Here is a 23,930-nt window from a genome sequence, read left to right on the forward strand (position 1 = left end):
CGGTCGTCCCGGCCGGTCTACGTCAGGGCCTGCTCGTACCACCGGAGCACGCGCAGGGCCCGCAGGGTGTTCCACCGGCTCGGCTTCCCCGCCCCCTCGTCGAGGGGGAAGTGCAGCGCGCCGGGATGCGGGTTCTCCAGCGGCCAGCGGCCGTCCGCACCGCGCTTGGAGCGGACCAGGTCGATCGCCTCGGCCACTCGGTCGTCGGGGGTGGCACCTGCCGCGCGCAGATGGTCGAGCGCGCGCAGCACGTCGTAGTGCCAGAAGGGCGGGTAGGAGAACTGCGACCAGGCGGTCGGTCCCCCGGTCTTGCGGTCCCGGTCGACGGCCCGGCCGGTCGACAGCCGCCGGAACAGCCCCCGCTCCAGCAGGTACTCCTGGCCGCGGAGCCGGGCAGCGGCCGCGCCGGGATCGCCTCCTGCCGCACGCTCGTGTTCCAGCAGTCCTTCCAGCACCTCGATCGTGGTGTGGAACGACCCGCGGGTGGAGCCGTTCTCCTGCTCGCAGTTCCACCCGCCGTCGGCCATCTGCTCGCCGAGGAGCCGTTCGACGACCGGTGCGACGTCCACGCCGAACCAGGCTCCGAGCGCCACGGTCCGGCCGTTGATGCACGGCTCCACCTCGCCGGAGAAGTACCGCTCGCCGTCGTGCTCCCACCGGACGTTGTCGCGCACAAGACCGACCGCACGGCGCACCGCCGAGCTGTCGGGCCCGGCGCCGAAGGCCCGCAGCAGCACCAGACTCCAGGTCGTGGACGTCCACCCGGGGAACAGCGTCCCCTGCCGCGCGGGTCCGAGCGCGAGCCACCACTTCTCGGCGTCCCCGGAAGGGAACTCCGGTACCGCGGAGGGCCACTGGCCGTGCGGCAGTTGGAGGGACAGCAGTCGCCCGCCCCAGCCCTCGCGCGCGACGCGGGCCCGCTCCTCCGCGACCCGCGCCTCGGGAGCGTCCGTGAGATCCCGCATCACCTGCCAGCGGATCGCCGGGTCGCTGTCCAGCAGCCAGTCGACGACGTCCATGTGGTGCGCCTCCTCAGGCTCGGGGCCTGTCAGTTGGCCGGTCGGCCCGGCGCCGAGCGGGCGAAGCCGTCCATCAGCTCCACGAAGCCGGGGAATTCCGCATAGGACGTCACCGCGTTTACCTGTGCCCAGCCCTGGCGAAAGGCGGTGCGGGTCATAGCCGCCCGCATGCCGGACTCCCACATGCGCCATACGTCGGCCGAGACAAGTCCTTGGCGGTACAGGTGGTACTCCTCCAGACAGAGGTCGAAGTAGTACCAGAAAGCCCTGCCGAGCGCGAGCTGCTCCTCCGCGGGCAGGGCCGCCAGGTCGAAGTCGGGAGCGAGTACCGACGGCGGGAAGGACGCCACGGCACGCTGGTACCGCTCGTTGTAGTGGGAGAAGTTCTGCACGGTCAACTGGGCACGCATCGAGCGGATTTGCGCCCACAGTCCGACGACCGCCACCAAGGCGGCGAAGGTGGCGATCCCGTTCTCCGCGGTCATCGCCGCGCGACCGCCACTTCTCTGAGCGGGTGGGGCACATCCCGTTGCGCCACCGGCTGCCAGGAGGCGCGACCGTCCACCGACCGGGACCACGACGGGGGGATCGCACCCGGCTCCGCGTACTGTTCCCGGTAGTGGGCACCTCCGTGCTCGTACACGCTTCCCAGGTAGTTCCCGGCCGTGTCGTGGGGATTCGTTCCGCGCAGCACCTCCCACAGGAGTGCGACGGCGAACTCGGGGAGCGGGTTGTACGCGCGCTCCTCGACCTCGTAGCTGAACGAGACTCCGGTCTTCACGAGTGTCGCCCAGTGTTCGCAGTTCCTCGCGGCCGCGTTGTAGCCACCCATGTCCAGGCCGTGCAGCGCCCTGGACAGCACCTCCTGCACAGGCAGGGGGTGGATGGGCGGCGCACCCCGGCGGCGTTTGCGCCCGGCGGCGAAGTGAGGGGGGTTACGGGCAATCCAGTCGTAGTCCACCACCTGCGGATCGCCGCTTTGCGCGAAGACCCGCAGATTGGTCCGGATCGCCTTGGCGCTGCGCTTGGAGAACCCGGTCAGATGCGCGACCGTGCCGTCTCCCATATCGATTCCGTGATGCCTGCGTCCCGCGGCGATCCAGCCGTCCGGCCTGGTCACCACGAGGTGGTCCCCTGCGGCCATGCCCCTTCCCCCTCCCCCTGCCGGTACGCGCCCCGCATTCCTCACCGAGAGGACTCGAAGTGCTTCCGTACGGTCTCCAGCGGCCGCTTGTCGATGAAATAGAAGATGGCCGCCTCGCCGAGGGACTTCGTGCCGGCAGAGGCTATGGCCCCCGACGCGACGTTGCCCGCCACCGGGACCACCTTCAGGATGCCGCGGGCGATTTCGCGCAGCGCCAGACCGGCCCCGACGTTTCCCCCGAGTCCGACGATCAGCTCCTTCGAAGTGGCCAAGGACATCTCCCGGCCCGATACGTAGGCGATCAATGTGATCATGGTCGCCTGAAAAGCCGCGAGTACCGGAAGGTCCGCCACCGGAATGGGAGTCGCCCCTACCGCCCCGCAGATCACGGCGAAAGCCGTCACGATCCGCCTCGCCAGCCTTTTCTGAACTTTGCGAAACTGCGCGAGCCGCGCGAACTCGACCTGCGCGTCGTCCGGCAGGATCTCCTGGATCCGCAGCGCCAGCACGTCGATGTTCCATCGGTAGTCGCGCCTCTCCACCACCCTCCCCTCGGCGTCGAAGAACAGCAGCGCCGAGGTCGGCACCACGTCCCCGGCGATGTGCTCGGCGAGGTAGGCGTTGCCGTTCAGGTGCTCCATCAGGACCGACGTCGCCTCCGCGACGTTGCCCATCTTCTCGGGGTCCTCCTCGTCGCGCGGGGGGAACCTGATGTCGCTGGGATGCAGTTGGTCGCACTGGGTGAGGACCGGGATGATCCGGATGCCGGTCCCGTGAATGCGCGCCGCCTCACGGTGCACACGCTCGAGGATGGCCAGGTCCTCGGCTATCGCCGCGTCCACGTCCGTGGCCTTGACGAGGAAGGCGATGGCATCGGGGCACTTCTCCCGGACCGCCGCGAGCAAGGACTCCTCGGCCGTGTCGGCGGGATCGGCCTCCGCGGGCGCGGATCCCTCCTGGACACCCCGGGTGTCCAGGATGTCCACCTCACGACCGCCGAACTGGCAGGCTTCCCAGTGCGCCAGCCCCGTCTGCGCACGGACCGCCCCGGTCGCGCGCAGTGGTGCGCCGAAGAGCGCGTTGGTCAGCAGGGACTTTCCGGCGCCACGCCGGCCGTAGAGCATCAGTCTCGGGCTGCGGCGTTCCTGCAGCATGGACAGCAGCAGCTTGATTTCTTCCTGCGCCTTGGCACGCACCGGCTCCGGCAACATGTCGAGCGCGTCGAAGAGCATGGTGAGGGTCTTGTCCAGGACCCTCGGATCATCGCCGGATTTCCCCTGACCGTCTGCCATCTCGGCTCCCCGGTGAAAGTATCCGCCCTGCGGCGAACAACGACGTCGTTCATTCCGTGGGGGGATTTTTCTGCGAAAGCGGGAGGCACATGTCCGTCGGGCCCTGTCCGTCGATCCGGAGATTATCGGCTGCCGGCGGCCCCTGTCACCGGTTCCACCGGCTCCGGGCGGAAACGGTGGAAAATCATGGCGCCGGTCACCGGGTCGTCGCCTCGGCACCGGTGGGCAAAGCCCCGCCGCCCCGCCCGGACAAAGGGAGACGGGGCGGCGGATGGCACGACGGGCGGCAGCTCAGTTGACGTTGACGGCGGACCAGGCCGCGGCCACGGCGGCGTAGTCGGCGCCGGACGCGCCGTAGAGATCCGCGGCGGCCTTGAGGGTGGCGGTGCGGGCGCCCGCGTAGGTGGTGCCGGAGGTCATGTAGACCGTCAGGGCCCGGTACCAGATCTTGCCGAGCTTGTCGCGGCCGATCCCGCCCACCGTGGAACCGTTGCAGGTGGGGCTGTTGTAGCTGACGCCGTTGACCGTCTTGGCCCCGCTGCCCTCGGCGAGCAGGTAGGCGAAGTGGTTGGCGACGCCCGAGGAGTAGTGGACGTCCAGGTTGCCGACGCCGGAGCTCCAGCAGTCGGCCGAACTGCCGTCCTTGGAGGGCTTGTCCATGAAGCGCAGTGCCGCCTTGCCGAAGCCGGGCTTCACGATGCGTTCGCCGATGAGGTAGTCACCGAGGTCGGAGGTGTTGCCCGCGGACCACTCGACCAGGGTGCCGAAGATGTCCGAAGTGGCCTCGTTGAGCCCGCCGGACTCGCCGGAGTAGGTGAGGGCGGCGGTGCGCGAGGTGACACCGTGCGACATCTCGTGCCCGGCCACGTCGAGGGCGACGAGCGGGCCGAAGGTGGTGCCGTCACCGTCGCCGTAGGTCATGCAGAAACAACTGTCGTCCCAGAAGGCGTTGTTGTAGTTGCTGCCGTAGTGGACGCGGTTGTACGAGCCCTTGCCGTCGCCGGCTATGCCGTTCCGGCCGTGCACGGATTTGTAGTAGTCCCAGGTCTCGTCGGTGCCGTACTGGGCGTCGACGGCGGCCGTCGCCCGGTCGGCCGTGGTGCCGGTGCCCCAGTGGTTGTCGGCGTCGGTGAACAGCACCGCGGGGGCACGGGAGAAGCAGATCCCGAAGAGGCACAGGTCCGTCTTGTTCTGTGCGTCGCCGGTGTACGTGTTCCCCCGGGTCGGGTCCTTCAGCTGGTAGCTGCTGCCGCTGAGCGTGGTCTCCAGGGGGACGTTGCCGCCGTAGAGGGACGCGCCGTCGCCCGCGGCGGTCTCCAGGGCGTCCCAGGCGTCGATGCGGGCGCCCGTGCGGGCGTCGGTGACGATGACGCGGGCGGCGGGGTTGCCGAGACTGTCGAGGCCGACGGCGGTGGTCCGCCAGGCCAGGCGCGGCGTGCCGTGCAGGGCGTCGACGACCAGTTGGGGCTTGGCCTTGGCCTGCCGGAAGGCCGTGCCGCGGTGGGCCGAACGCAGGGCCGCCACGCCCTTGTCGGCGGCGGCGGCGGCCGGGACGGCGGGCGTGACGCCCGGTACGGCGAGGTCGGCGCCGGTGGCCCGCTGCGTGCCCGCCCAGGCACCGCCGGGGGCCAGGTGCACGACCATGTCGCCGCCCAGGACCGGCAGTCCGCGGTAGGTGCGGTCGTAGCGGACGTGCTGAGCGCCGTCGGCGTCGGTGACGACGTCGCGGACGGTGCGCCCCTGCCCGGCCGGCAGGCTGACGGCGGCGTCGGCCCGGGCCACGCCGGTGGCGCGCGAGGGAAGGTTCCGGTGGTCCGCCGACGCGGCCGACGGCACGAGTAGCGCCGCGGTCAGGGCGGTGAGGCCGACGGCCGCGGCGGTCGCGGTCACGGCGCGTCTCATTGTGTGCTGCATCCTGCTCCTCGGGTCGCGGGGACGTGCGCGGAGGCGCATGCGCGGTGGGGAGGTGAAGCGGAGCCAGATTTAAGTGCTCATGACATTCCGTTGTCCAGAGGGCACACACAGCCCACACACAGGAACCAGCCACCCCGCACGCCCCGGTCACCGACGCCCCACGCGGGGGCGGGGAAACGACGGCGACGGGCGACGGGCCCGGTGCCGTCCCGCCCCCTCGTCCCGGCCTGTCACCGCATCGGGTCAATTCCCGCCAGGCGGGCAACGCGACGGGGCGAAACGGTGGTGTGCCATATCAGAAGGGTCGTAAAAGCCGGAAAGGCCAGAAAGGCAGGAGAGGTGATGACGGTGATGACGGTGATGGTGGGCACGCTCGATGCGGTGACGGGCACGTGCCACGACGGGGACCCGCGGCCCGGGGGCCGCCACAGGCTGAGGGCATGGCCCGGGCGAACAGGCGACCAAGGCCGACCACACCTCACCGCAGCACGTCCCGTGCCAGGACACCGCGCGTCAGGAAGCCGCGCCCGGCCCGTCCTGCCCGAACGTCCCGTGCCGCCCCGCGCCCGCGGCGAAGCGGGCCGCGCCCTCGGCCGCCTCCGCGAGCGAGATCCGGCCGTGCCGCAGTTCCGCGGCGAGGGCCGCACCCTCCTGGAGCCCCTCGGCCTCGAGCACGGCCAGCCGGTCGTGCCGTACACAGGTCTGCGGGAACGCGGCGATCTCCGCCGCCAGCCGCTCCGCCGCCTCGCGCGCGCCGCCCGCCGGGACGACCCGGTTGACCAGCCCCATGGCGTACGCCTCGGCCGCGTCGACCGGACGGCCCGTCAGGATCAGGTCCATCGCCCGCGAGGTGCCGATGAGGCGCGGCAGCCGGACCGTACCGCCGTCGATCAGCGGCACGCCCCAGCGCCGGCAGAACACGCCGAGCACCGCGTCCTCCTCGGCGACCCGCAGGTCGCACCAGAGGGCGAGTTCCAGGCCGCCGGCCACCGCGTGACCGGAGATGGCCGCGATGACCGGCTTGCCCAGCCGCATCCGGGTCGGCCCCATCGGGCCGTCCCCCTCGTCCCGTACGTCGGTCACCTCGTTGCCGCGCGGGGTGCCGATGGCCTTGAGGTCGGCACCCGCGCAGAAGGTGCCGCCCTCACCCCACAGCACGGCGACCGAAGCATCCGGATCGGCGTCGAATTCGCGGAAGGCAGTGGCCAGTTCACGTGCGGTCGGGCCGTCGACGGCGTTGCGCGCCGCCGGGCGCGAGAGCACCACCGTCGTGACGGGTCCGCTGCGCTCCGCACGTACAGCCGTCATGCCCCTGTCCCCTCCGCCGCCGATCACCTCTACTGGTTCACGAGAGGTTATCCCCGTGGGTCAGCGTCTCCCAGGCGACGAAGAGGTTGTTGCTGCCCGCGGGGCGCTGGGACTCGGTCAGCGCCTGGGTGTTGGTCATGGCGTAGCCGAGCCGGTTGTGGATCGCGTTGTAGCCGACCTCGGTCACCGGCCCGAGTCCGAGGTTCAGGTGCCCGCCGCACAGCCAGGACGGCACGGCCTCACCCCGCTGGTACTTGGACTGGAACCCGAGCGCCTGCCGGAGCCGCTCGCCGACCTGCGGGTAGAGGTCCTGGCCCTGGATACGGCTGGTCTCGGCGACGTGGGAGATCGCGGAGATGCCGTAGCCGGTGTGGGTGAAGTCCCGGCAGGTCTCCTGGGTGAGGCCGGTCACGAAGGTGGACTGTCCCTGCCAGTAGCCGACGATCTCGTCCCGGGTGTCGAGCCCGCTGCCGGGCACGGTCTTCGGCAGCGCGCCGTCGGTGTCGAGGTAGACGTAGGCCGCGACGCGGTTGAGGTAGCGGGTGACGGCCTTGTCGTAGGAAGCCTTGTCGTCGAGGAAGACGGAGATGCCGACGGCGGCCTCCATCATGCTCAGCTCCCAGTTGCCGTTGCTCTTGGAGCCGTTGATGACCTCGGGGAGGTAGACGTTGCGCAGCATGGTCGCGAAGCGGTTCACGTTCGGCCAGTTGCCGTACGAGTAGCGGATGATCTCCGCGGCCCGCGGCCACACCGAGCCGGCCCAGCCGGTCTGCAGCGGCGCGTTGCTGTTGGTGTGGTCGGTGATGGTGGCCGACCAGGCGTCCATGAGCTGGATCGCCTTCTGCGCGTACCTGCTGTCGCGGGTGATGTACCAGGCCAGCGCGTTGGTGTAGGCCGCGATCGCGTCCTCGCGCTCATCGGTGCAGCCGTAGTTGGGGTTGGAGTACGAGCCGCACTCGACCACCGCGCGCGGCTTGGGGGTCCGCGACTGCGAGGCGTAGGGCGAGGCCATCATCTGGTCGTACGCGGCCTTCCAGGGCTGCGCGCCGGCCTGGACCTTGCCGCGGACGAAGTCGAGTTGGGACTGGCTGACCAGGACACCGGGGTGCGTGAAGGCCGCCGGGGCCGCCGAGGCTCGGCCGGTGCCGGGGACCGCTGACAGCAGGGCGGCCACGAGGGCCGTACTGAGGGCGAGGACGGCCTTGGACAGGAGACCGCGAGGTGTGGGGGACATGTGGGGGACGCCTTCCCAGGAGACGGCGCGTTCACAGGAGTGAACCAGGGACTCACCCGTGAACGCTTCGATTGACGGATGACGGTAGGACTAGACCAATACCACGTCAAGCCCTCGCGAACGAAGGGGAATTGGCGCGCCCACCCCCACCGCGTCGGCACACAAAAAATCAGGGGCGGCCGACTCCGTCCCACGAGTCGGCCGCCCCTCACAGGGCTCTCCCCCACGGTGAACCCCGTGGCCTTTGGGTCACACCTTCGACGTCACCGTCCGCCCGACGGCGCGTCAGAAGGCGAAGACACCGTGTGCGTCACTGCCGCGCAACATGCACGCGTTGCCGAACGCGCGGCTGAAGGTGACACGCCGGCCCTCCCAGACCCCGTCCGCCGCGACGACGACGGGATCCCAGATGCGCGTGCAGCTCACACCCGAGGGCCCGGCGGTCAGCGCCGCGAAGTCCCCTTGCACCGCCCTGAGTTCCGCGCAGGCGGAGACCGGGTCCGGGTGGTCGCCGTACGGGCTGGGGCTGCACCGCAGGACCACCGTGCGCTGCATGGTCGCCGTGGCCGGATCCTCGCCCTTGCCCACGGACAGCACCACGGCGGAAGGTGCGTACAGGCTCGTCGCACCGGCCGGTCGCGCCTCGGCGGTGCCGGCCGCCACGCCCGCCGAACCCACCGCCGCCACCAGGGCCAGACAGACACTCACCGCACTGAACCGCATAGCGAACACTCCTTCGGCTCTCGCTCCGGTAATCGGACGTCCCGGAGTCTTGTGCATCGGACACGTCCGCGTCACATCGCTCCGCAACTTTCGGTCACCGATTGTTCACACTGTGCACTATCCGTTGTGTCGCACTTGGGGCGGGGCTGGGCGCCGGGTGAAAGGACTCAGTGGAGCCGGGGACTCGGTGAAAGCGCCTTCACGGCCCGACACATCATCTCCACATCGACCGGAAAGCAGCGGGCCGCCACCGCGATGTGTACGCGATGGCGGCCCGATGGAGCAGCGAACGATGCGGCCGCGACGGCCGCCGGCGCGGCGTCAGCCGCTGTAGCCCGCGAAGATCTTCGAGAACTCGTACGGCGACTGCGCGATGTTCGTGCACATGTAGAGCGCGCCGTTGCAGGCGTTGCGGTCGCGCGTCATCTCCCAGAAGGCCAGCATCCCCAGGTGCTTGCCCTGGGCGAAGCCGACCAGCTGGCGCGCGTCGGCCTGGTCGTAGATGCGGCCGTCGTCGTTCTGGCCGAGCATCGGCGTGACGCCGGTCATGGCCCACACCTGGGCGTCGCTCTTGGCCGGGTAGAGGGACTTGAGCTGGGCGAAGGTGCTGTTGGCGGCCTGGACGGCGGCGTCGCCGTAGTCGACCGAGCGGTAGTAGTCCATCGCCATGATGTTGACGACGTCGAGGGTGACCCCCGCGTCCCGCGCGGAGCGCACGACGGACAGCCCGTCGGCCGTCAGCCCCTCGGGCAGCGCGGGCAGGGTGAGCGAGATCCGCAGCCCGGGGTGGGCCTGCTGGAGGCGGGCCAGCGCCTGGGAGCGGCGGGCGACGGAGGCGGGGTCGGCGGTGGCCGCGCCCTCGATGTCGAAGTCCGCGTAGGTCAGGCCGTAGGCGTTCACCACCGCGTTGTACTCGTTGTACAGCGCGTCGACCGTGCCGCACGCCTGGGCCAGTTCGATGCCGGACGCACCGCCGAAGGAGATCTTGACGTCACCGCCGGCCGCCCGGATGGCGTCGATCTGGTCCTTGCCCCACGCCGCGCGCGGGTCATAGGCGTTGAACCACATCGCCTTGCAGGACGAGGCGGTGATGAAGGCCATGGTGAAGCTCTTCAGACCGCTCGCCGAGGACATGGCGGTGAGGCTGGGCGTCGGCCACGCGCCCATGTCGATGTAGGGCGCGGTCCGCACGCCGCCGGGCGGCGGGTTGGTGCCGCCGCCGGAGGTGGTCGTCCCGCTGACGGCGGTGCTGTAGGCGGAGGTGTTGCCGGCCGCGTCCTTGGCCCGCACCCGGAAGCCGTAGGCGGTGCTCGCCTGGAGCCCGGTGGCGGTGTACGAGGTGCCGGTCACGGCGACGGGCGTGCCGCCGTCCCGCGAGACCTCGTAGCCGGCGACGCTGCCGGAGTTGTCCGTGGAGGCGGTCCAGCGCACGGTGAGGGACGAGCTCGTCGCCGAGCCGACCGTCACCCCGGTCGGGACGCTGGGCGCGGTGGTGTCGGAGCCGCCGCCACCACCCGTGCAGGAGCCGCCGTTGAGCTTGCAGCCGGTGGGCGCGGCGGTGCCGGCCGAGACCCAGCCGAAGGCGGCGGTGGCGCCGGGGGCCAGAGTGCCGTTGTAGTCACGGTTCTTGAAGGTGTAGTGGCTGCCGCTCTGGGTGAGCAGGGCGTCCCAGTAGGAGCCGACGGTGGTCCCGGAGGGCAGGTCGAACTCGACGGTCCACCCGTTGAGCGTGGTGGTGCCGCCGTTGGTGATCGTGTACTGCCCCTGGTAACCGGTGTCCCAGGTCGAGGTCTTCACGAAGGCCGCGGTCGGGGTGGCCGCGGCGGCGGGCGGGGCGAGGAGCAGGACGAGCGCTCCGACGAGCGCGGTGACCAGGGCCAGAGTTCTTCGCATCCATGCCTCCACAGGCGGGAACAGGCACCAATGTGGTCTGTACCAAAGTATCTGGTATAGACCTATCGACTTGATGCGTCCGCGTCAATAGTCGGTTCTGGCCGATCGGGTGACGCCCCGGCCGGGCCGCACCGGGCGGCGCCCGTCCGCCGGGCATCATCGCTCCCAAGAGTCCTGGCGCCCCCCGACCGTGCCGGGTGGCCGGGAGGTACGGATGCACATCCTGTTGGTGGCTTCTGCGTTCAACAGCCTGACCCAGCGGGCCCTGGTGGAACTGACCGAACTCGGCCACAGCGTCGCCGTCGAGGTGACCCCGGACGAGCACACGCTGCGCGCGGCGGTGGCCCGCTACGAGCCGGAGCTCGTCATCGCGCCCATGCTGCGGACCGCGATCCCGCCGGACGTCTTCGCCGGCCGCACCTGCCTGGTCGTCCACCCCGGGCCATCGGGCGACCGGGGCCCGGCCTCACTGGACCGCGCGATCCAGGAAGGCGCCGCCACCTGGGGCGTGACGGTCCTCCAGGCGGAGGCCGAGATGGACGCCGGGCCGATCTGGGCCTCCGTGGGCTGCGCCGTGCCGCCGGTCGGCAAGAGCGACCTGTACCGCGGGGAGGTCTCCGACGCCGCCATGGAGGCCGTCCTGCTGGCGGCCGAGCGGGTCGCCTCCGGCGCGTACCTCCCGCGGCCGCAGACCGACCCGGCGGTCCGCACCCACGTCCGCACCCGGCCGGCCGTCACCCAGGACGAGCGCCGCATCGACTGGTCCCTCGACACCACCGGCACGGTCCTGCGCAAGCTGCGCGCCGCCGACTCCCGCCCCGGCGTACGGGACGAACTGCTCGGCGCCCGCTGGTTCCTGCACGGCGGCCACCCCGAGCAGCGGCTGCGCGGCGAGCCCGGGCAGCTGCTCGCCACCCGGGCGGGCGCGGTGTGCCGGGCGACCTCGGACGGCGCGGTGTGGATCCCGCGACTGCGGGCCACCCGCTCCCCCGGCGGCCCCGCGACGTTCGCCCTGCCCGCGGTCACGGCGCTCGGCGCACTGCTGCCGGGCCTTCCCGAGGTCCCCGCCCGGGAGGCGGACGAGGACGACTGGACCGACATCCGCTACCGCGAGCAGGGGGCCGCGGGCGTGCTCTCGTTCTCCCTCCCGGGCGGCGCCCTGTCCACCGAGGCGTGCCGGCGGCTGCTGACGGCGTACCGGCGCGCCTGCGCACGGCCCACCTCGGTGCTGGTGCTCGGCGGCGGCCGGGACGTGTTCTCCAACGGCATCGACCTCAAGACCATCGAGGCCGCCGCGGACCCCGCCGCGGAGTCCTGGGCCAACATCACGGCCATGAACGACCTCGTGGCGGCCGTCCTCACCACCACCGACCGCCTGGTGGTCGCGGCGCTCGGCGGCAACGCGGGCGCCGGAGGCGTGATGCTCGCCCTGGCCGCGGACGAGGTCTGGTGCCGCCAGGGCGTCGTCCTCAACCCGCACTACCGCCTGATGGGGCTGTACGGCTCGGAGTACTGGACGTACTCCCTGCCCCACCGCGTCGGCCCTGGCACGGCGCGACGGCTCACTGAACGGGCCATGCCGGTCGGCGCCACGGAGGCCATGCGGCTCGGCCTGGTCGACCGGCTGCTCATGTGCGGGCCGCAGGACTTCGGCGCCGACGTGACGCGGCTGGCCGCCCGCCTGGCCGGCACCTCCGCGGCACAGGCCCGCATCGCCGGCAAGAAGGCCGACCTCGAACGGCGCGAGGCACTCAAGCCCCTGTCCGCCTACCGCGACGCGGAGCTCGCCCGTATGCGCGCCATCTTCTCCGACCCCCGGGCCCCCTACCACGCCCTGCGCGCCGCCTTCGTCCGCGGCGGCACCGCTCCCGGACACCGCGCGGAGTGAGCGTCTATCGCTTCAGGGCCCGGTAGTGCCTGAGAAGAGCGGTGATCCTCTCGTGGCTCGCGCCGCCGTTGAGCGCGGCGACGAGATCATCAGGGCACAGCTGGTAGAGGTCGCCCCACCACCGGCGCCCCGTGTTGTCCCAGATGCGATAACCACCCGGCACCCCTCGGGGCACGTACCGCCTCCGACTCACATTGCCTCCTGCCTGTCCGGCTCGACGCGGTGTCGTTCGCCGGCACCGGCGCGCGGCACCTTCTCCTTGCCCTCCCAACTGGGCAATTCGTCCCGCCGGGTCAGCGTGTTGCTCATGCCGGAATGTCACCGCACGTCGCGCGACAACGGCAACCCATTTCGGGCGACAGCCGGCCGGCTTGCGGCATGATCAGCACATGGGACAGGAACTGCACGCCATAGCAAGGGACCGTGGGATGCAAAGGGTCCTCCTTCTCATCGCTTCCGTGCTGGTGGTGGTCGAAGTGGCCGTAGGGATCCAGTTCTTCTGGGGCACAGCGCTCGGCGCCGGCCGGGTGATGTGCGAATGGGAAGCGGTCGGCACACAGACCGACTGTTCGACCACCGCGAACCAGTACACGCTCATCACCGGCGCCATGCTGACCGCTCTGCTCATGTTGTGCGCGGCAGCGGTGCTGGGACTGCCCCGAGTCGCCGTCCGTACGCCTCGTTGGACAGCAGCGGCAGTGCTCTCGATCGTGGTCGTCCTGAACGTGTACTACCTGGCACGTTGGGCGACCGTCGAGGAAGACCTGCTGGAGGTCGTCGTCACCGTGTACATCAGCGCTGCGTGCCTCGTATCCATGCGACGTTCTGTCACCGGCATGCTCACGCGCCCGGCGCAAGGAGCTTCGCACTCCTGACATGGACGCAACCGGGTCCGGCGCCGCACAACCCTGGCCAACCCCGTCAAGGTAGGTTGCTCACCCGTCGGCTTGAGGCTGGCGGGAGGAGTTGCTGTGACAGAGACAGAGGTCCCGGGTCCTGAACCCGACTGGGAGCCGGCCGTGCAACTGCCCTATTACACGGGCAAGAACCCCGCCTACCAGTACAGCGTCTGGGCGCACTCCGCCCCGCTCTTCCAGATGATCGGGGCGTTGAAGCTGCCGGTGCAGCCCGTCGCGCAGCGACTCCGTCTGCACGTGGAACGGTCCTGGGACGGGCTGGACGATCTCGACGTCGTTCTGTTCGGGCTGAAGGGCTTCAGCTTCGCGATCAGCAAGCACGACAGCAATCCGCTCGGCCTCTCGTTTGTCTGGCTCACCCAGGCACACGAGCAGGCCGACAAGGCCCTGGACACCCTGCTGGAGGTAGTCGGCATCGGGGAGGCAGCCGTAGCATTCCGCGGAGACGCCCACGGTGACCGAGCGGAGCCCACCGCCACATCGCCGGATGCCGACTCTCCCGGCGAAGTCTCTGGCGCCACCCTGTTGACGTCTCTGTGGGCACGGCTACGGCGTGCTGCGGGCACGACCTCAGCGACCCGGTGAGGACCCTCGACGCCTGACAACGGTCATGGGAAATCAGTCAGTCACCCAGGACCCGTTCCCACAGCAGCGCGTCCCGCCAGCTCCCGTCGAGGAAGATGGAGGAGTGCGCGACGCCGTACGGGCTGAACCCGTTGCGGCGCAGCACCCGCTGCGACGGAAGATTCTCCAGGTTGGTGGAAGCCTCGGCCCGGTGCAAGCCGAGTTCGTCCGTCATCACCCGGAGTACGAGCCCGACGGCGCGCCCTGCGTGGCCTAGATTCTGGGCGACGCTGCCGATCCAGTACCCGACGGAAGCGCGGCGAAGATGCGGCTGCGGCAGGATGCCTCCGACGGTGATCTGCCCGATGACCAGGTCGTCGGCGAGCACCACACCCGGCCAGACCCTGCCGGCCCGGTGTTCGGCCAGCAGCCTGTCGATCCGCTGCGCCTGGCCCTCCGCGGTGAAGAAGTCGGCGGGCTGGTCCGGTTCCCACGGCCGGAAAGCCTCGACGTCCCGCACCCGGTGCGCGGCGATCGGGCCGGCATCGGTGTGCTCTATCAGGCGGATCCTGGTGCTTCCACGCATTGACTGATCCTTGTCTATGCCCGCCGGCGGTGCGCTGTCAGCTCTGCTTGACCGGCCAGGCGGCCGCCGGATCGCAGTGGTCCGGACAGGCCGGAATATAGACCTCGTTGCCCAGAAAGAGCCCGTAGGTGTCGGGGCCGCCGCCACCGTCCGGCTGTTCCGGTTGACCCGGGTGGACGGCGAATTCCATGTCTTCCGGCACCTGGCAGAGGTACACCGGATCCGCGCCGCACGCCCAGCGGTAGTACTCCGGGAACTGCGCCCAGGACGGTGCGCCACCGACCTCACGTGGCAAGTCTCGCCGGCTTCTTGCGGCAGCTCCGAGCACTGGCCATCGCCTACGGGATCTTGAGGCCGCGGGTGGTCCATGGCAGGCTCATCCCGCGTGATCGATGAATTCGCGAAGGACAACCTGCACGGGAGACTGAGGCGGGACCGCAAGGTGCTGCTCTGGAAGCTCGACGGCTTGTCCGAATACAACGCCCGCCGACCATTGACAGCGACCGGGACCAACCTCCTCGGCCTGGTCAAGCACGTGGCAAGCGTCGAGGCCCGGTACTTCGGCGAGGTCTTCGACCGCCCTTCCCCGGAACCGCTGCCCCAGTGGCAGGACCACGACGGCAGCGATCTGTGGGCGACCGAGGACGAGACACGCGATCAGATCATCGAGTCCTACCGGCGCACGTGGGAACACTCGGACGCGACCATCAACGAGCTCCCCCTCGACGCCCCCGGCCACGTGCCGTGGTGGCCGGAGCCTCATTCCAACACGAACCTGTTCGCCATCATGGTCCACGTCCTCGGCGAGACCAACCGGCACGCCGGGCACGCCGACATCCTGCGCGAAGACGTCGACGGCCGAACCGGGATGCGGCCCGAACACGCGATGCAGATCGATCAGGAAGCCCGCGACGCCTACTGCGCGAAGATCGAGCAGGCCGCCAGATCGGCCGCATCGGCCAAAGCACAGAGGGCTCCACGTGACGTGATGTGCGAACAGCATGACGGCGGCCGAGAGGGCTGATCCGTCGAAGCGTCTGGTTCCTGATGAGCTCTGGGAACTGGACTGCCGGAGACTCGCATGGCTCCATGGTCCACCGGCGTCACGATCCCTGACCACCTACGTGCCGGTGAAGGAGCGCCGCGTGCAGAGCGAGGCGACGGGCTACTCGACCTGAGCTCTCGACGCGCGTTCTGGACGAGCACAGGAACCGGCACGCGATCCGACAGACAGAGAGACGATGACACTCGGCGAGTCCGTCCGATACATGTCCGAATGCAATGCCTGCGGTGCCCCGGCGGTGTCGGACGGTGGTGAGGGCCTGGTCAACGGGCAGGTGCACTGGGACATCGCACAGGCCTGTGCCGCCTGCGGTGCGCAGGTCATCGCCTGCGGCCGATCGGATGTGCCCGGAGATCTGCGGGAACGACTGCTGTCCGAGCACGGTCCGACGCGGCTGACGCTCTGCGGCCTGTCGTCCAGCGCCGTGGTGCTCATGAAGGTCGTACGCGCGGAACTTGGGGTCGACTTGATCGAGGCGAAGGCCATCACGCAGCGGATCCGCAGGGGAGCCCAGACCGGGACGCTCACCGAAATGGCCTTCCTCGCCCACCGACTGCGCCAGGCCGGCATCCAGGCGACAACAGAACGCCCTTGAGCGGTACCGGTGCAGGGGGGAGCGCCGAGTTCCTCAACTGTCGTCCTGGCAGGACGCCGCCGCTTTGACCTCCGGAACGTGGTGGACAATTCCGTCCGCCTCGGGCCCAGCGCTCCGCACGTCCCGGTTCCCTGGCGTCGACGCGATCGGATGTGCCGGTCGGAACGACAGGTATTGGTTCAGGAAGGGCCCGGTCCGTCGGGGCGTCTCCTCCGCTGTCACACGCCCCCGCGTGTCCGTTCAGCCGTCCAGCAGATCCGGGTAGGGGCAGGGTTCCAAAGGCGCGGTCGGCCGGTCGGCCCACTGCCACCAGACATGTCGGGCTGAGCAGCCCCAGACCACGCGACACGTTCGGCGATCGTCCTCCTCGCGGTCGCAGAGCGCCATCGCGCCGGCTTTCAACGGGGTACCGCACAGGGGGCAGTTCGGCGCGGAATCGGTCGGCATCCCCGCAACGTACCCTCTTGCTCCGGCGCCCTGCGCCCACACCTGACAAGCCGCATCCGGCCGCAGAGCGAAACCCCCGGTCGTGCGCCTCCAGTACAGGCACCATCACCCGGCGCGGTCTCGCGCCTGCTCGCCCACGCCGCCCCCGATGTGCCGCACGTCTCACCCCCACCGTGTGACACGACGTGCGTGGCCGGTGTCTCCATGCCGAGTCCGCAACTCAAGGGAGACATCATGAACACAAAAGTCCAGGTAGTCGTGGTCGGCGGCGGGTACGGGGGTGTGACGGCGGCCAATCGGCTGGCTCGGCACACCGGCGTCTCGGTGACCCTCGTCAATCCGCGTCCCGACTTCGTCTCCCGGATCCGCCTGCACCAGCTCCTCACGGGCTCCGACGACGCCGTCGAGGGCTACGGGGAGGTTCTGGGCGCGAACGTCCGGCTGGTGGTCGACACCGCGACCCAGATCGACGCCTCCGGGCGGCTGGTGTCACTGGCGGGCGGGGACACCCTTGCGTACGACTATCTCGTCTACGCCGTGGGCAGCGGCGCCGCCGATCCCGGTGTGCCCGGGGCGGCGGAGTTCGCTCATACCGTGTCGGACCTGGAGGGTGCGGAGCGACTGCGGGCCACGCTGGCCGCGACGTCCTCGACGGCTCCGGTCACCGTGGTCGGGGCCGGCCCGACCGGTCTGGAGACCGCCGCCGAGCTGGCGGAAGGCGGCCGCAAGGTCACCCTGGCATGCGGCGACGTGCTCGGCCCCTCCCTCCACGCCCGGGTCCGCCGCCCCGTCGCCCGCCGGCTCGGCGCCCTGGGTGTGACCGTCCTCGAAGGCCCCGGCGCGCGCGTAACGGAGGTGATGCGAGACGCCGTGCGGCTCGACGACGGCCGCGAGCTGCCCAGCGCGGTGACGATCTGGACCGCCGGATTCCGTGTTCCGGACCTGGCCGCCCGCAGCGGCCTGCGCACGGACACCGAGGGCCGCCTGCTCACCGACGCGACGCTGACCAGCGTGGACGACGAGCGCATCGTCGCCGCCGGCGACGCGGCGGCGATGACCGACCGGCCGTTCCGGATGAGCTGCCAGGCGGCCGTGCAATTCGGCCCGGGGGCGGCCGCCACGATCCTGCGCCGGATCGCCGGGAAGTCACCCGCTCGCGTCCGGCTGATGTTCGGCGGGCAGTGCCTCAGTCTCGGCCGGAAGGCAGGTGTGACGCAGTTCTCCTACCTGAACGACAGGGTGAACGCGCTCCACATCGGCGGGCGGCTCGGCGCGGATGTCAAGGAGATCGCCTGCCGGTTCACCCTGCGGCAGTTGGTGTCCGGGGCACGCAAGGCCGGTTCCCCCGCATCCGCGGGCGACGGCACCGACGGCACCGACGGCCTGGAGGCGGCGCGGCCGGAACACCGCCCGACGGAGCCGCGTGCCCGGCGTTCGGCCTGACCGCGGAGGTTCTTCCCCGGGCCGGACCGACCGGTCCGGGGGCCGTCACCGACAACCCGTCCCCGGAACGGGTACGGATCCATGGCCCGGCTCCCGCCCGTGGGTCCGGCCTCAAGAGAGTGAAGCGCACACCATGAACGACCACACCGGCGATCCCGCGACCGAGGCCTTCGTCTCCCACCGCGACCTGCTGTTCACCGTCGCCTACGAGATGCTCGGTTCGGCCGCGGACGCCGAGGACGTCCTCCAGGAGACCTGGCTGCGGTGGGTCACCGTCGACCAGGCCCAGGTGCGGGACCAGCGCGCCTACCTGGTGCGGATCACGACCCGGCAGGCCCTCAACCGGCTGCGCACCCTCAAACGGCGCAAGGAGGCCTACGTCGGCCCCTGGCTGCCCGAGCCCCTGCTCACCGCGCCGGACGTGGCCGAGGACGTCGAACTGTCCGAGAGCCTGTCGCTGGCCCTGATGTTCGTCCTCGAAACGCTCTCGCCGACCGAACGCGCCGTCTTCGTGCTGCACGAGGTCTTCGCCTTCGGCTACGACGACATCGCGGCGGCGATCGGCAAGACCCCCGCCGCCGCACGCCAGATCGCCTATCGCGCGCGGCAGCACGTCGACGCGCGCCGCCCGCGCACCCAGGCCTCCCCGGAGGAGGCCCGCGCGGCCCTGGCCTCGTTCCAGTCCGCGCTCGTGACCGGCGACCTCCAGGGGCTCCTCGACGTACTCGCCCCCGACGTGGTGTTCGTCAGCGACGGCGGCGGCCTGAGGCTGGCCGCCCAGCGGCCGGTGATCGGCGCCGAGCAGGTGCTCCGTTACATGGCCGGCAGCGTCGACAAGGCCGGCGGCACCTTCACCAGCGAATCCACGACGGTCAACGGCAACCCCGGCCTCATCCTGCGGCTGGACGGCGTGATCGACGGCGTCATGGCCCTGCGCGTCGAGAACGCCCGCGTCACCGGCCTCTACTACGTCCGCAACCCCGAGAAGCTCACCCGCGTCGAGTCCGAAACCCCCCTCACCTCCCGCTGACCGCCCGAGTTGCCGGCGTCGGACCCCGGCGTTCCCCTCTCCGCCCATGTCGACCGCCGGACGCGTGGTCGGTCGGAGCGGTGAAGGCCCTGGGCGCGCGGCGTGTCTCTCAGTGGACCCCCGCGTCCTGCTGGTCCGCTCGACCCCCCAGCGTCAGCGCGGTGTAGGCGGCCTCCGCGTGGCGGGGGTCCGGGGTGCCCGCGGGCGCCTGCGCGAGGAAGTGGTGGGGGGTGCCGTCGAAGCGGATGCGCCCTTCGGAGAGCACGGTGACGCGATCGGCCTCGCCGGCCAAGTCCGCGACGTCGTGGGTCGACATCAGCACGCTGAGACCCCCGGCGCCCAGCGCGCTACCCAGCATGTCGCGGAAGACGCGCCGCTGGGTGGGGTCCATGCCCGCCGTCGGCTCGTCCAGCAGCAGGACCCGCGAGTCGTGCACCAGGGCGGCGGCGACTCCGACGCGTCGCAACTGGCCGCCGGACAGGGTCTTCACCCGGTCCCCCGCGCGGTCCCGGAGGCCGACCCTGGTGAGCGCTTCCAGCGCACGGTCCCAGGCGTCCGCGCGGTTCATGCCTTTCAACCAGCCTGTGTAGGCGACCTGCTCCCTGGCGGTCAGCCCGGCCATGGCGGTGATCTGCTGGGGCATCCACGAGACGTGCCTGCGGTACTCGCGCGCAGTCGAAGCGATCGCGTCCCAGGAGATCCGGCCGGACTGCGGCCGCATCACGGACGCCCCGAGCCGCAGCAGCGTGGACTTTCCGGCACCGTTCGGCCCGAGGAGTACGGTGAGGCCCTCCCGGAGTTCGTACGAGAAATCCGCCAGCACCGGCCGGTTGCGGCGCTTGTAGCGGTAGGTGCAGTCGGTGAACGTAAGGCTCATGGGCGCTGTCCTTGCCGAGTCGTCGTGTGGTGGTCGAGTCCGGCGCCGAGGATCAGGGCCGCCACAGCAGCGACGGCGGCGGCGGACGATCCGAGGGCGTGGCCGGTGACCGCCCAGGGGAAGAAGTCGTCCGCGGTCCGGTGCCCGACCAGGACCACCAGGAAGATCCAGGCTGTGGGCAGTGCGATGCTCGCCCTCCCCAGCCAGGGACGCCCGCACAGTGCCATGCCGGCCAGGAAGAACGTGTTGCGGCCCGCCGCGACGACCGCGGGCGAGTCCAGGAGAAGCCCTCCTGCGACCGTGAACGCCGCGACCGCCGCCAGGGTCGCCGCGACGAGGCCGGTGTCCAGCCGGGCGACCCGGCGCACGGAGGTCGCCTCGGCCGCCTCGAGGCGGGAGTCGAGGCACTGCACGAGGGCCCCCACCACGAGCAGCGGAGTGAATCCGGCCAGCAGTACGGTGTTGCCCGCGGTGACGCTGATCGCGGGAAGGACAACCGTCCCGTCCCGGAAGAGGAGCGTCAGAAGGACAAAAGCCGCCACAGCGGGGGCGAGCACGCTGTGGGCCAGGCGGGCCTTCAACCACCAGGTCACGTGGCGCCCTCGCAGGCGGTGCGGGAGACGGACTTGTACCAGGCCACCTGCTCGGCCTTCGGCTTCGCCGACACCTCGGTCACGCTCTTCAGGACCTCGCTGTGCTGCGCCGGGGAGTAGAAGGGGTCACCGGCTGCGATCTGCCCGTAGCTGGACATGGTTCCGGTCTTCTTCTCCAGCCACAGCAGGACCGCCCGCCTCAGCGTCGGCTGCGGTGCCTCGCAGGGGAACGTCGTGTACCTGTCGATGATTTCGGCGCCGAGCCGGTTCCGCTCCTTCGCCGTGGACAGGAGCAGATAGCCGGTCTCCTTGGTGTCTTTCGGGGTGAACCTGCCGTAGTCCAGGGCCTCTTCCAGCCGCTTCGGCGGCGCGTCGACGACCTTGTACTCCACCAGCACGGCGAAGGCCCGGTCGACCTCGGCGCCGATCTCCTTCGCCTCCCCCCGCGCGCTCTCGGGAAGGCAGACTTCGGGGGCCGCGCCGGTGCAGACGGTGGGTACGGTCGCGACGTTCACGCGGGGGTTGTAGTTCCAGTCCTTCACGATGCTGTAGGAGACGAAGGTGGCGCTCCCGCACAGAGCGACGGCGAGCACGCCCCGCAGCAGCGCGTGCCCCGGTGCCCAGGCGAGCGAGACGGCTACGGCGACCGCCAGGGTGGGCAGGAGGTGCGCCACCATCGAGCCGGCGGACGCGGTCTCCGCGAAGCCGAGGTGGGCGAAGTACTCGCCCGACATGTGCCGCAGGTAGAAGGGCTCCATGGCGTGCGGATACGAGACCAGGAGGAAGACCCCGCACGCCATGACGGGGACGGCCAGTGCGGGTTTCAGCCACTGTCCGGCGGCGAAGCCGATCACCCCGTGCGCCGCGCACAGCGCCATCCCGAGCAGCAGCGGGGGAAGACTCTCCGGGGTGGGCAGGGTGGGACGTTCGGCGAACGCCAGGGCCACCGGTACGAGAAGGACGAGCCATCCGATGGCCACCACGGGAGCCAGCGTCCAGGCGATGACCGTCCCGGTGCGCCGGTAGGGGACCGAGTCCTGGACGCGTGACTCCTTGAACCGTGCGCCCTGCCACGCGGCGGCCGCGGAGACGAGCGCGTACGACAGGGCGTACATCTGCTCGATGGACCGCTGGACCAGGGTCGGAGCGTAGGCGTAGGGCCAGTACACGATCTGGTCGTGAGTGGAGAAGACGTAGAAGGCCAGCGTCAGGACGAGGGCCGGTCCCAGGGCCGCCAGGGCGGCCGACGACCGGACAAGGGTCGATATGCGCACACGTGCTCCGGAGAAGTCGGCGGTGGTGCCCGGCACAGGTACCGGGCACCACCACGCGGATCGTTCTGGACCGAGGTCGGCTAGTCGGCCTGCGAGGTGTCGACGCTCACCGTCGACACATTGAGGAGGCAGCAGGAGCCGCCCTGGGCGACCTTGTCCGCCTCGAACTGAAGGGTGTTGGTGCCGCTCGGGACGTTGGTCCACTCGCCGTTGCTCGTACCGCCGTTGAAGCAGGCGGTGAACGTTTTGGTCCCGAGGCTCTCATTGGGAAGGATCGAGTAGTAGTGCCAGAGCTTCACCACGACCGACTTCGTCGTGCCGTACTGGGCCGAGCAGCCTGTGAACTGGATCTGGCTGTAGGTCCCCTGGTCCTCCCAGGTTCTCGACTTGTTGCCGTCGGTCCAGCTGGCTATGTAGCTCGACCAGTTGGCGGACGCCATCGGCGCATTGACCATGACCAGCGCTGCCGCGGCGGCGAGAACCGCCCCGGCCGTCCTGACGTAGTGTGTCTTGGACATGAACCCCTCCCCAATTTCGCGTAGATCGACAGTGAAGTTACGGGCAGCGATGATGGGCCACTAGATCATTTTCGGGCATGATCATGTCATCCATGATGCGCATGGCCGGAAAGTGCTGCCGCTCCGGCCGGGACGACCGGGCACCCGAAGCGCGATGCCCCCGTCACGCCGGGACAGCACGCGGCACCGAGTCGCGCCGGGGAGGCGGACCGCTTCGCCGCCCGCCCCGGGGCGCAGCCCCGGCCGGCCACAGAGCGCGTCGCGGCGCAACCGCGCCCGGGGTCGCCCGGGAGAACTCCCCCGCGCACCGGAGTGCCTCCCTACCGGACCACGCAAGCGTTCGCAGAGACCGCCCAGCGAACCGGACCGAAAAGCAGATCACCGGATTGGCCCTCTTGAACATCCCGCTCCGGCGAGCCAGTCGCTATCAAGGGGAGGAGATGCCGTTATGTGGCATTTGCCGCTCTCTGAGGAGGCATCCCCATGGATGCGACTGCTTCGACCACGAACGCCGCCGCCCCCACCCCGGCCGACGACGAGGCGCCGATCCACATTCTCTGGATCAACGCCGGGCTCAGTTGCGACGGCGACTCCGTGTCGCTCACCGCCGCGACACTGCCCAGCATCGAGGAGATCGCCCTCGGCGGGCTCCCCGGCCTGCCGAAGATCGCCGTGCACTGGCCGCTGATCGACTTCGAATGCGGTCCGGTCGAGGGTGCCGACACCTTCATCGAGTGGTTCTTCAAGGCCGAGCGCGGCGAGATCGAGCCCTTCGTGCTGGTCGTCGAGGGGTCCATCCCCAACGAGTCGATCAAGGCCGAGGGCTACTGGTGCGGCTTCGGCGACGACCCGGCGACCGGCCAGCCCATCACCACCAGCGAGTGGATCGACCGCCTGGCACCCAAGGCCCTTGCCGTGGTCGCCATCGGCACGTGCGCCACGTACGGCGGCATCCACGCCATGGAGGGCAACCCGACCGGCGCCATGGGCGTGCCCGACTACCTGGGCTGGGAGTGGAAGTCCAAGGCCGGCATCCCCATCGTCTGCGTGCCCGGGTGCCCGATCCAGCCGGACAACTTCGCGGAGACGCTCACGTACCTGCTCTACCAGGCGGCCGGCTCCGCGCCGATGATCCCGCTGGACGACAAGCTGCGGCCGGCCTGGCTGTTCGGCGCCACCGTCCACGAGGGCTGCGACCGGGCGGGCTACTACGAGCAGGGCCAGTTCGCCGACCGCTACGACTCCCCACAGTGCCTGGTGAAGATCGGCTGCTGGGGCCCCGTGGTCAAGTGCAACGTCCCCAAGCGCGGCTGGATGGACGGCATCGGCGGCTGCCCCAACGTCGGCGGCATCTGCATCGCGTGCACCATGCCGGGATTCCCGGACATGTTCATGCCGTTCATGGACGAGCCGCCCGGCGCGCGGCTGTCCAGCACCGCCAGCGGTGTGTACGGCGCCGCGATCCGCCGGCTGCGCTCCCTGACGGCCAAGACCGTCGACAACGAGCCCAAGTGGCGCCACACCGGCCGCAAGCTCACCACCGGCTACAAGGCGCCCTGGTGACACCACGTCACCCCACCGGCCACTGACACCGTCCACCGACCCCGG

At 70.4% G+C, this 23,930-nt stretch carries 25 protein-coding genes; 8 read left to right on the plus strand and 17 right to left on the minus strand.

Annotation, left to right across the window (positions count from 1 at the left end):
- Window positions 1-17: 17 nt before the first annotated feature.
- The 10 genes from ABZ883_RS24415 to ABZ883_RS24460 form a co-directional block, all read right to left on the minus strand.
- A complete protein-coding gene (locus ABZ883_RS24415; RefSeq protein ID WP_360909419.1) occupies window positions 18-1,019 on the minus strand; it encodes a hypothetical protein in 1,002 nt (333 codons plus the stop codon).
- Between the two features lie 29 nt (window positions 1,020-1,048).
- Complete coding sequence (locus ABZ883_RS24420; protein WP_360909421.1) at window positions 1,049-1,504, minus strand: hypothetical protein; 456 nt, start codon at window positions 1,502-1,504, stop codon at window positions 1,049-1,051.
- Window positions 1,501-2,163 carry a lecithin retinol acyltransferase family protein gene (locus tag ABZ883_RS24425; protein WP_360909423.1) on the minus strand — a complete coding sequence of 221 codons (663 nt, stop codon included), beginning with the start codon at window positions 2,161-2,163 and terminating at the stop codon, window positions 1,501-1,503. Before ABZ883_RS24425 ends, ABZ883_RS24420 begins: the two co-directional genes overlap by 4 nt.
- Window positions 2,164-2,204: 41 nt before the next feature.
- A complete protein-coding gene (locus tag ABZ883_RS24430; protein ID WP_360909425.1) occupies window positions 2,205-3,455 on the minus strand; it encodes a DUF697 domain-containing protein in 1,251 nt (416 codons plus the stop codon).
- Window positions 3,456-3,746: 291 nt separating this feature from the next.
- Window positions 3,747-5,357, minus strand: a complete 1,611-nt coding sequence (locus ABZ883_RS24435; RefSeq protein ID WP_360909428.1) for a M4 family metallopeptidase — start codon at window positions 5,355-5,357, stop codon at window positions 3,747-3,749.
- 242 nt (window positions 5,358-5,599) lie between these two features.
- Window positions 5,600-5,740, minus strand: a complete 141-nt coding sequence (locus ABZ883_RS24440; RefSeq protein ID WP_360909429.1) for a hypothetical protein — start codon at window positions 5,738-5,740, stop codon at window positions 5,600-5,602.
- A 142-nt stretch (window positions 5,741-5,882) separates the two neighbouring features.
- Entirely contained in the window at window positions 5,883-6,677 is a 795-nt protein-coding gene (locus tag ABZ883_RS24445; RefSeq protein WP_360909431.1) for a crotonase/enoyl-CoA hydratase family protein, read from the minus strand.
- Between the two features lie 37 nt (window positions 6,678-6,714).
- Window positions 6,715-7,911 carry an alginate lyase family protein gene (locus ABZ883_RS24450; protein WP_360909432.1) on the minus strand — a complete coding sequence of 399 codons (1,197 nt, stop codon included), beginning with the start codon at window positions 7,909-7,911 and terminating at the stop codon, window positions 6,715-6,717.
- Window positions 7,912-8,196: 285 nt separating this feature from the next.
- On the minus strand, window positions 8,197-8,634 hold the full coding sequence (locus ABZ883_RS24455; RefSeq protein WP_360909434.1) for a subtilase-type protease inhibitor: 438 nt from the start codon (window positions 8,632-8,634) through the stop codon (window positions 8,197-8,199).
- Between the two features lie 321 nt (window positions 8,635-8,955).
- Window positions 8,956-10,527: a cellulose binding domain-containing protein gene (locus ABZ883_RS24460; protein ID WP_360909436.1), complete on the minus strand. Its 1,572-nt coding sequence runs from the start codon at window positions 10,525-10,527 to the stop codon at window positions 8,956-8,958.
- A gap of 214 nt (window positions 10,528-10,741) precedes the next feature.
- Here ABZ883_RS24460 and ABZ883_RS24465 point away from each other — a divergent pair, with 214 nt between their 5' ends.
- Complete coding sequence (locus tag ABZ883_RS24465; protein ID WP_360909438.1) at window positions 10,742-12,415, plus strand: hydrogenase maturation protein; 1,674 nt, start codon at window positions 10,742-10,744, stop codon at window positions 12,413-12,415.
- Between the two features lie 4 nt (window positions 12,416-12,419).
- On the opposite strand, the gene ABZ883_RS24470 is transcribed toward ABZ883_RS24465, so the two are convergent.
- Window positions 12,420-12,608 (minus strand): hypothetical protein, encoded by a 189-nt coding sequence (locus ABZ883_RS24470; RefSeq protein ID WP_360909440.1) that lies wholly within the window; start codon window positions 12,606-12,608, stop codon window positions 12,420-12,422.
- A gap of 196 nt (window positions 12,609-12,804) precedes the next feature.
- On the opposite strand from ABZ883_RS24470, the gene ABZ883_RS24475 reads away from it, so the two are divergent.
- Window positions 12,805-13,290, plus strand: a complete 486-nt coding sequence (locus ABZ883_RS24475) for a hypothetical protein (RefSeq protein WP_360909443.1) — start codon at window positions 12,805-12,807, stop codon at window positions 13,288-13,290.
- Window positions 13,291-13,386: 96 nt separating this feature from the next.
- The gene (locus tag ABZ883_RS24480) at window positions 13,387-13,917 is read left to right on the plus strand and encodes a hypothetical protein (RefSeq protein ID WP_360909445.1); all 531 of its coding nucleotides are present in this window, start codon (window positions 13,387-13,389) and stop codon (window positions 13,915-13,917) included.
- 37 nt (window positions 13,918-13,954) lie between these two features.
- Here the strand turns inward: ABZ883_RS24480 and ABZ883_RS24485 are convergent, their stop codons facing one another.
- Both ABZ883_RS24485 and ABZ883_RS24490 read right to left on the minus strand, forming a co-directional pair.
- Complete coding sequence (locus tag ABZ883_RS24485; RefSeq protein ID WP_360909446.1) at window positions 13,955-14,482, minus strand: GNAT family protein; 528 nt, start codon at window positions 14,480-14,482, stop codon at window positions 13,955-13,957.
- A gap of 37 nt (window positions 14,483-14,519) precedes the next feature.
- A complete protein-coding gene (locus ABZ883_RS24490; RefSeq protein WP_360909448.1) occupies window positions 14,520-14,777 on the minus strand; it encodes a hypothetical protein in 258 nt (85 codons plus the stop codon).
- 90 nt (window positions 14,778-14,867) lie between these two features.
- On the opposite strand from ABZ883_RS24490, the gene ABZ883_RS24495 reads away from it, so the two are divergent.
- The 4 genes from ABZ883_RS24495 (at window position 14,868) to ABZ883_RS24510 (ending at window position 19,060) form a co-directional block, all read left to right on the plus strand.
- Window positions 14,868-15,506 carry a DinB family protein gene (locus tag ABZ883_RS24495; RefSeq protein WP_360909449.1) on the plus strand — a complete coding sequence of 213 codons (639 nt, stop codon included), beginning with the start codon at window positions 14,868-14,870 and terminating at the stop codon, window positions 15,504-15,506.
- A 244-nt stretch (window positions 15,507-15,750) separates the two neighbouring features.
- Window positions 15,751-16,140, plus strand: coding sequence for a hypothetical protein (locus ABZ883_RS24500; protein ID WP_360909451.1), 390 nt, complete (start codon window positions 15,751-15,753; stop codon window positions 16,138-16,140).
- 681 nt (window positions 16,141-16,821) lie between these two features.
- Complete coding sequence (locus ABZ883_RS24505; RefSeq protein ID WP_360909453.1) at window positions 16,822-18,030, plus strand: FAD-dependent oxidoreductase; 1,209 nt, start codon at window positions 16,822-16,824, stop codon at window positions 18,028-18,030.
- Between the two features lie 133 nt (window positions 18,031-18,163).
- Window positions 18,164-19,060 carry an RNA polymerase sigma-70 factor gene (locus ABZ883_RS24510; protein ID WP_360909455.1) on the plus strand — a complete coding sequence of 299 codons (897 nt, stop codon included), beginning with the start codon at window positions 18,164-18,166 and terminating at the stop codon, window positions 19,058-19,060.
- 109 nt (window positions 19,061-19,169) lie between these two features.
- On the opposite strand, the gene ABZ883_RS24515 is transcribed toward ABZ883_RS24510, so the two are convergent.
- From ABZ883_RS24515 to ABZ883_RS24530, 4 genes are all read right to left on the minus strand, one after another.
- Entirely contained in the window at window positions 19,170-19,937 is a 768-nt protein-coding gene (locus ABZ883_RS24515; RefSeq protein ID WP_360909457.1) for an ATP-binding cassette domain-containing protein, read from the minus strand.
- The gene (locus tag ABZ883_RS24520; RefSeq protein WP_360909459.1) at window positions 19,934-20,530 is read right to left on the minus strand and encodes a hypothetical protein; all 597 of its coding nucleotides are present in this window, start codon (window positions 20,528-20,530) and stop codon (window positions 19,934-19,936) included. Before ABZ883_RS24520 ends, ABZ883_RS24515 begins: the two co-directional genes overlap by 4 nt.
- Entirely contained in the window at window positions 20,527-21,804 is a 1,278-nt protein-coding gene (locus ABZ883_RS24525; protein ID WP_360909461.1) for a hypothetical protein, read from the minus strand. The genes ABZ883_RS24520 and ABZ883_RS24525 overlap by 4 nt, the downstream gene beginning before the upstream one ends.
- Window positions 21,805-21,884: 80 nt before the next feature.
- Window positions 21,885-22,322 carry a hypothetical protein gene (locus ABZ883_RS24530; RefSeq protein WP_360909463.1) on the minus strand — a complete coding sequence of 146 codons (438 nt, stop codon included), beginning with the start codon at window positions 22,320-22,322 and terminating at the stop codon, window positions 21,885-21,887.
- Between the two features lie 483 nt (window positions 22,323-22,805).
- On the opposite strand from ABZ883_RS24530, the gene ABZ883_RS24535 reads away from it, so the two are divergent.
- Window positions 22,806-23,885 carry a hydrogenase expression protein HypE gene (locus ABZ883_RS24535; protein WP_360909465.1) on the plus strand — a complete coding sequence of 360 codons (1,080 nt, stop codon included), beginning with the start codon at window positions 22,806-22,808 and terminating at the stop codon, window positions 23,883-23,885.
- The last annotated feature ends 45 nt before the right edge of the window (window positions 23,886-23,930 follow it).

The sequence above is a fragment of the Streptomyces sp. NPDC046977 genome (assembly GCF_040644455.1).
In the GTDB taxonomy this organism is placed as follows: domain Bacteria; phylum Actinomycetota; class Actinomycetes; order Streptomycetales; family Streptomycetaceae; genus Actinacidiphila.

Coding starts and splice junctions, on each gene's coding strand:
- ABZ883_RS24415 (WP_360909419.1), bottom strand. CDS start 1,019: ATGGACGTCGTCGACTGGCTGCTGGACAGCGACCCGGCGATCCGCTGG.
- ABZ883_RS24420 (WP_360909421.1), bottom strand. CDS start 1,504: ATGACCGCGGAGAACGGGATCGCCACCTTCGCCGCCTTGGTGGCGGTC.
- ABZ883_RS24425 (WP_360909423.1), bottom strand. CDS start 2,163: ATGGCCGCAGGGGACCACCTCGTGGTGACCAGGCCGGACGGCTGGATC.
- ABZ883_RS24430 (WP_360909425.1), bottom strand. CDS start 3,455: ATGGCAGACGGTCAGGGGAAATCCGGCGATGATCCGAGGGTCCTGGAC.
- ABZ883_RS24435 (WP_360909428.1), bottom strand. CDS start 5,357: ATGAGACGCGCCGTGACCGCGACCGCCGCGGCCGTCGGCCTCACCGCC.
- ABZ883_RS24445 (WP_360909431.1), bottom strand. CDS start 6,677: ATGACGGCTGTACGTGCGGAGCGCAGCGGACCCGTCACGACGGTGGTG.
- ABZ883_RS24450 (WP_360909432.1), bottom strand. CDS start 7,911: ATGTCCCCCACACCTCGCGGTCTCCTGTCCAAGGCCGTCCTCGCCCTC.
- ABZ883_RS24455 (WP_360909434.1), bottom strand. CDS start 8,634: ATGCGGTTCAGTGCGGTGAGTGTCTGTCTGGCCCTGGTGGCGGCGGTG.
- ABZ883_RS24460 (WP_360909436.1), bottom strand. CDS start 10,527: ATGCGAAGAACTCTGGCCCTGGTCACCGCGCTCGTCGGAGCGCTCGTC.
- ABZ883_RS24465 (WP_360909438.1), top strand. CDS start 10,742: ATGCACATCCTGTTGGTGGCTTCTGCGTTCAACAGCCTGACCCAGCGG.
- ABZ883_RS24475 (WP_360909443.1), top strand. CDS start 12,805: ATGGGACAGGAACTGCACGCCATAGCAAGGGACCGTGGGATGCAAAGG.
- ABZ883_RS24485 (WP_360909446.1), bottom strand. CDS start 14,482: ATGCGTGGAAGCACCAGGATCCGCCTGATAGAGCACACCGATGCCGGC.
- ABZ883_RS24500 (WP_360909451.1), top strand. CDS start 15,751: ATGTCCGAATGCAATGCCTGCGGTGCCCCGGCGGTGTCGGACGGTGGT.
- ABZ883_RS24505 (WP_360909453.1), top strand. CDS start 16,822: ATGAACACAAAAGTCCAGGTAGTCGTGGTCGGCGGCGGGTACGGGGGT.
- ABZ883_RS24510 (WP_360909455.1), top strand. CDS start 18,164: ATGAACGACCACACCGGCGATCCCGCGACCGAGGCCTTCGTCTCCCAC.
- ABZ883_RS24515 (WP_360909457.1), bottom strand. CDS start 19,937: ATGAGCCTTACGTTCACCGACTGCACCTACCGCTACAAGCGCCGCAAC.
- ABZ883_RS24530 (WP_360909463.1), bottom strand. CDS start 22,322: ATGTCCAAGACACACTACGTCAGGACGGCCGGGGCGGTTCTCGCCGCC.
- ABZ883_RS24535 (WP_360909465.1), top strand. CDS start 22,806: ATGGATGCGACTGCTTCGACCACGAACGCCGCCGCCCCCACCCCGGCC.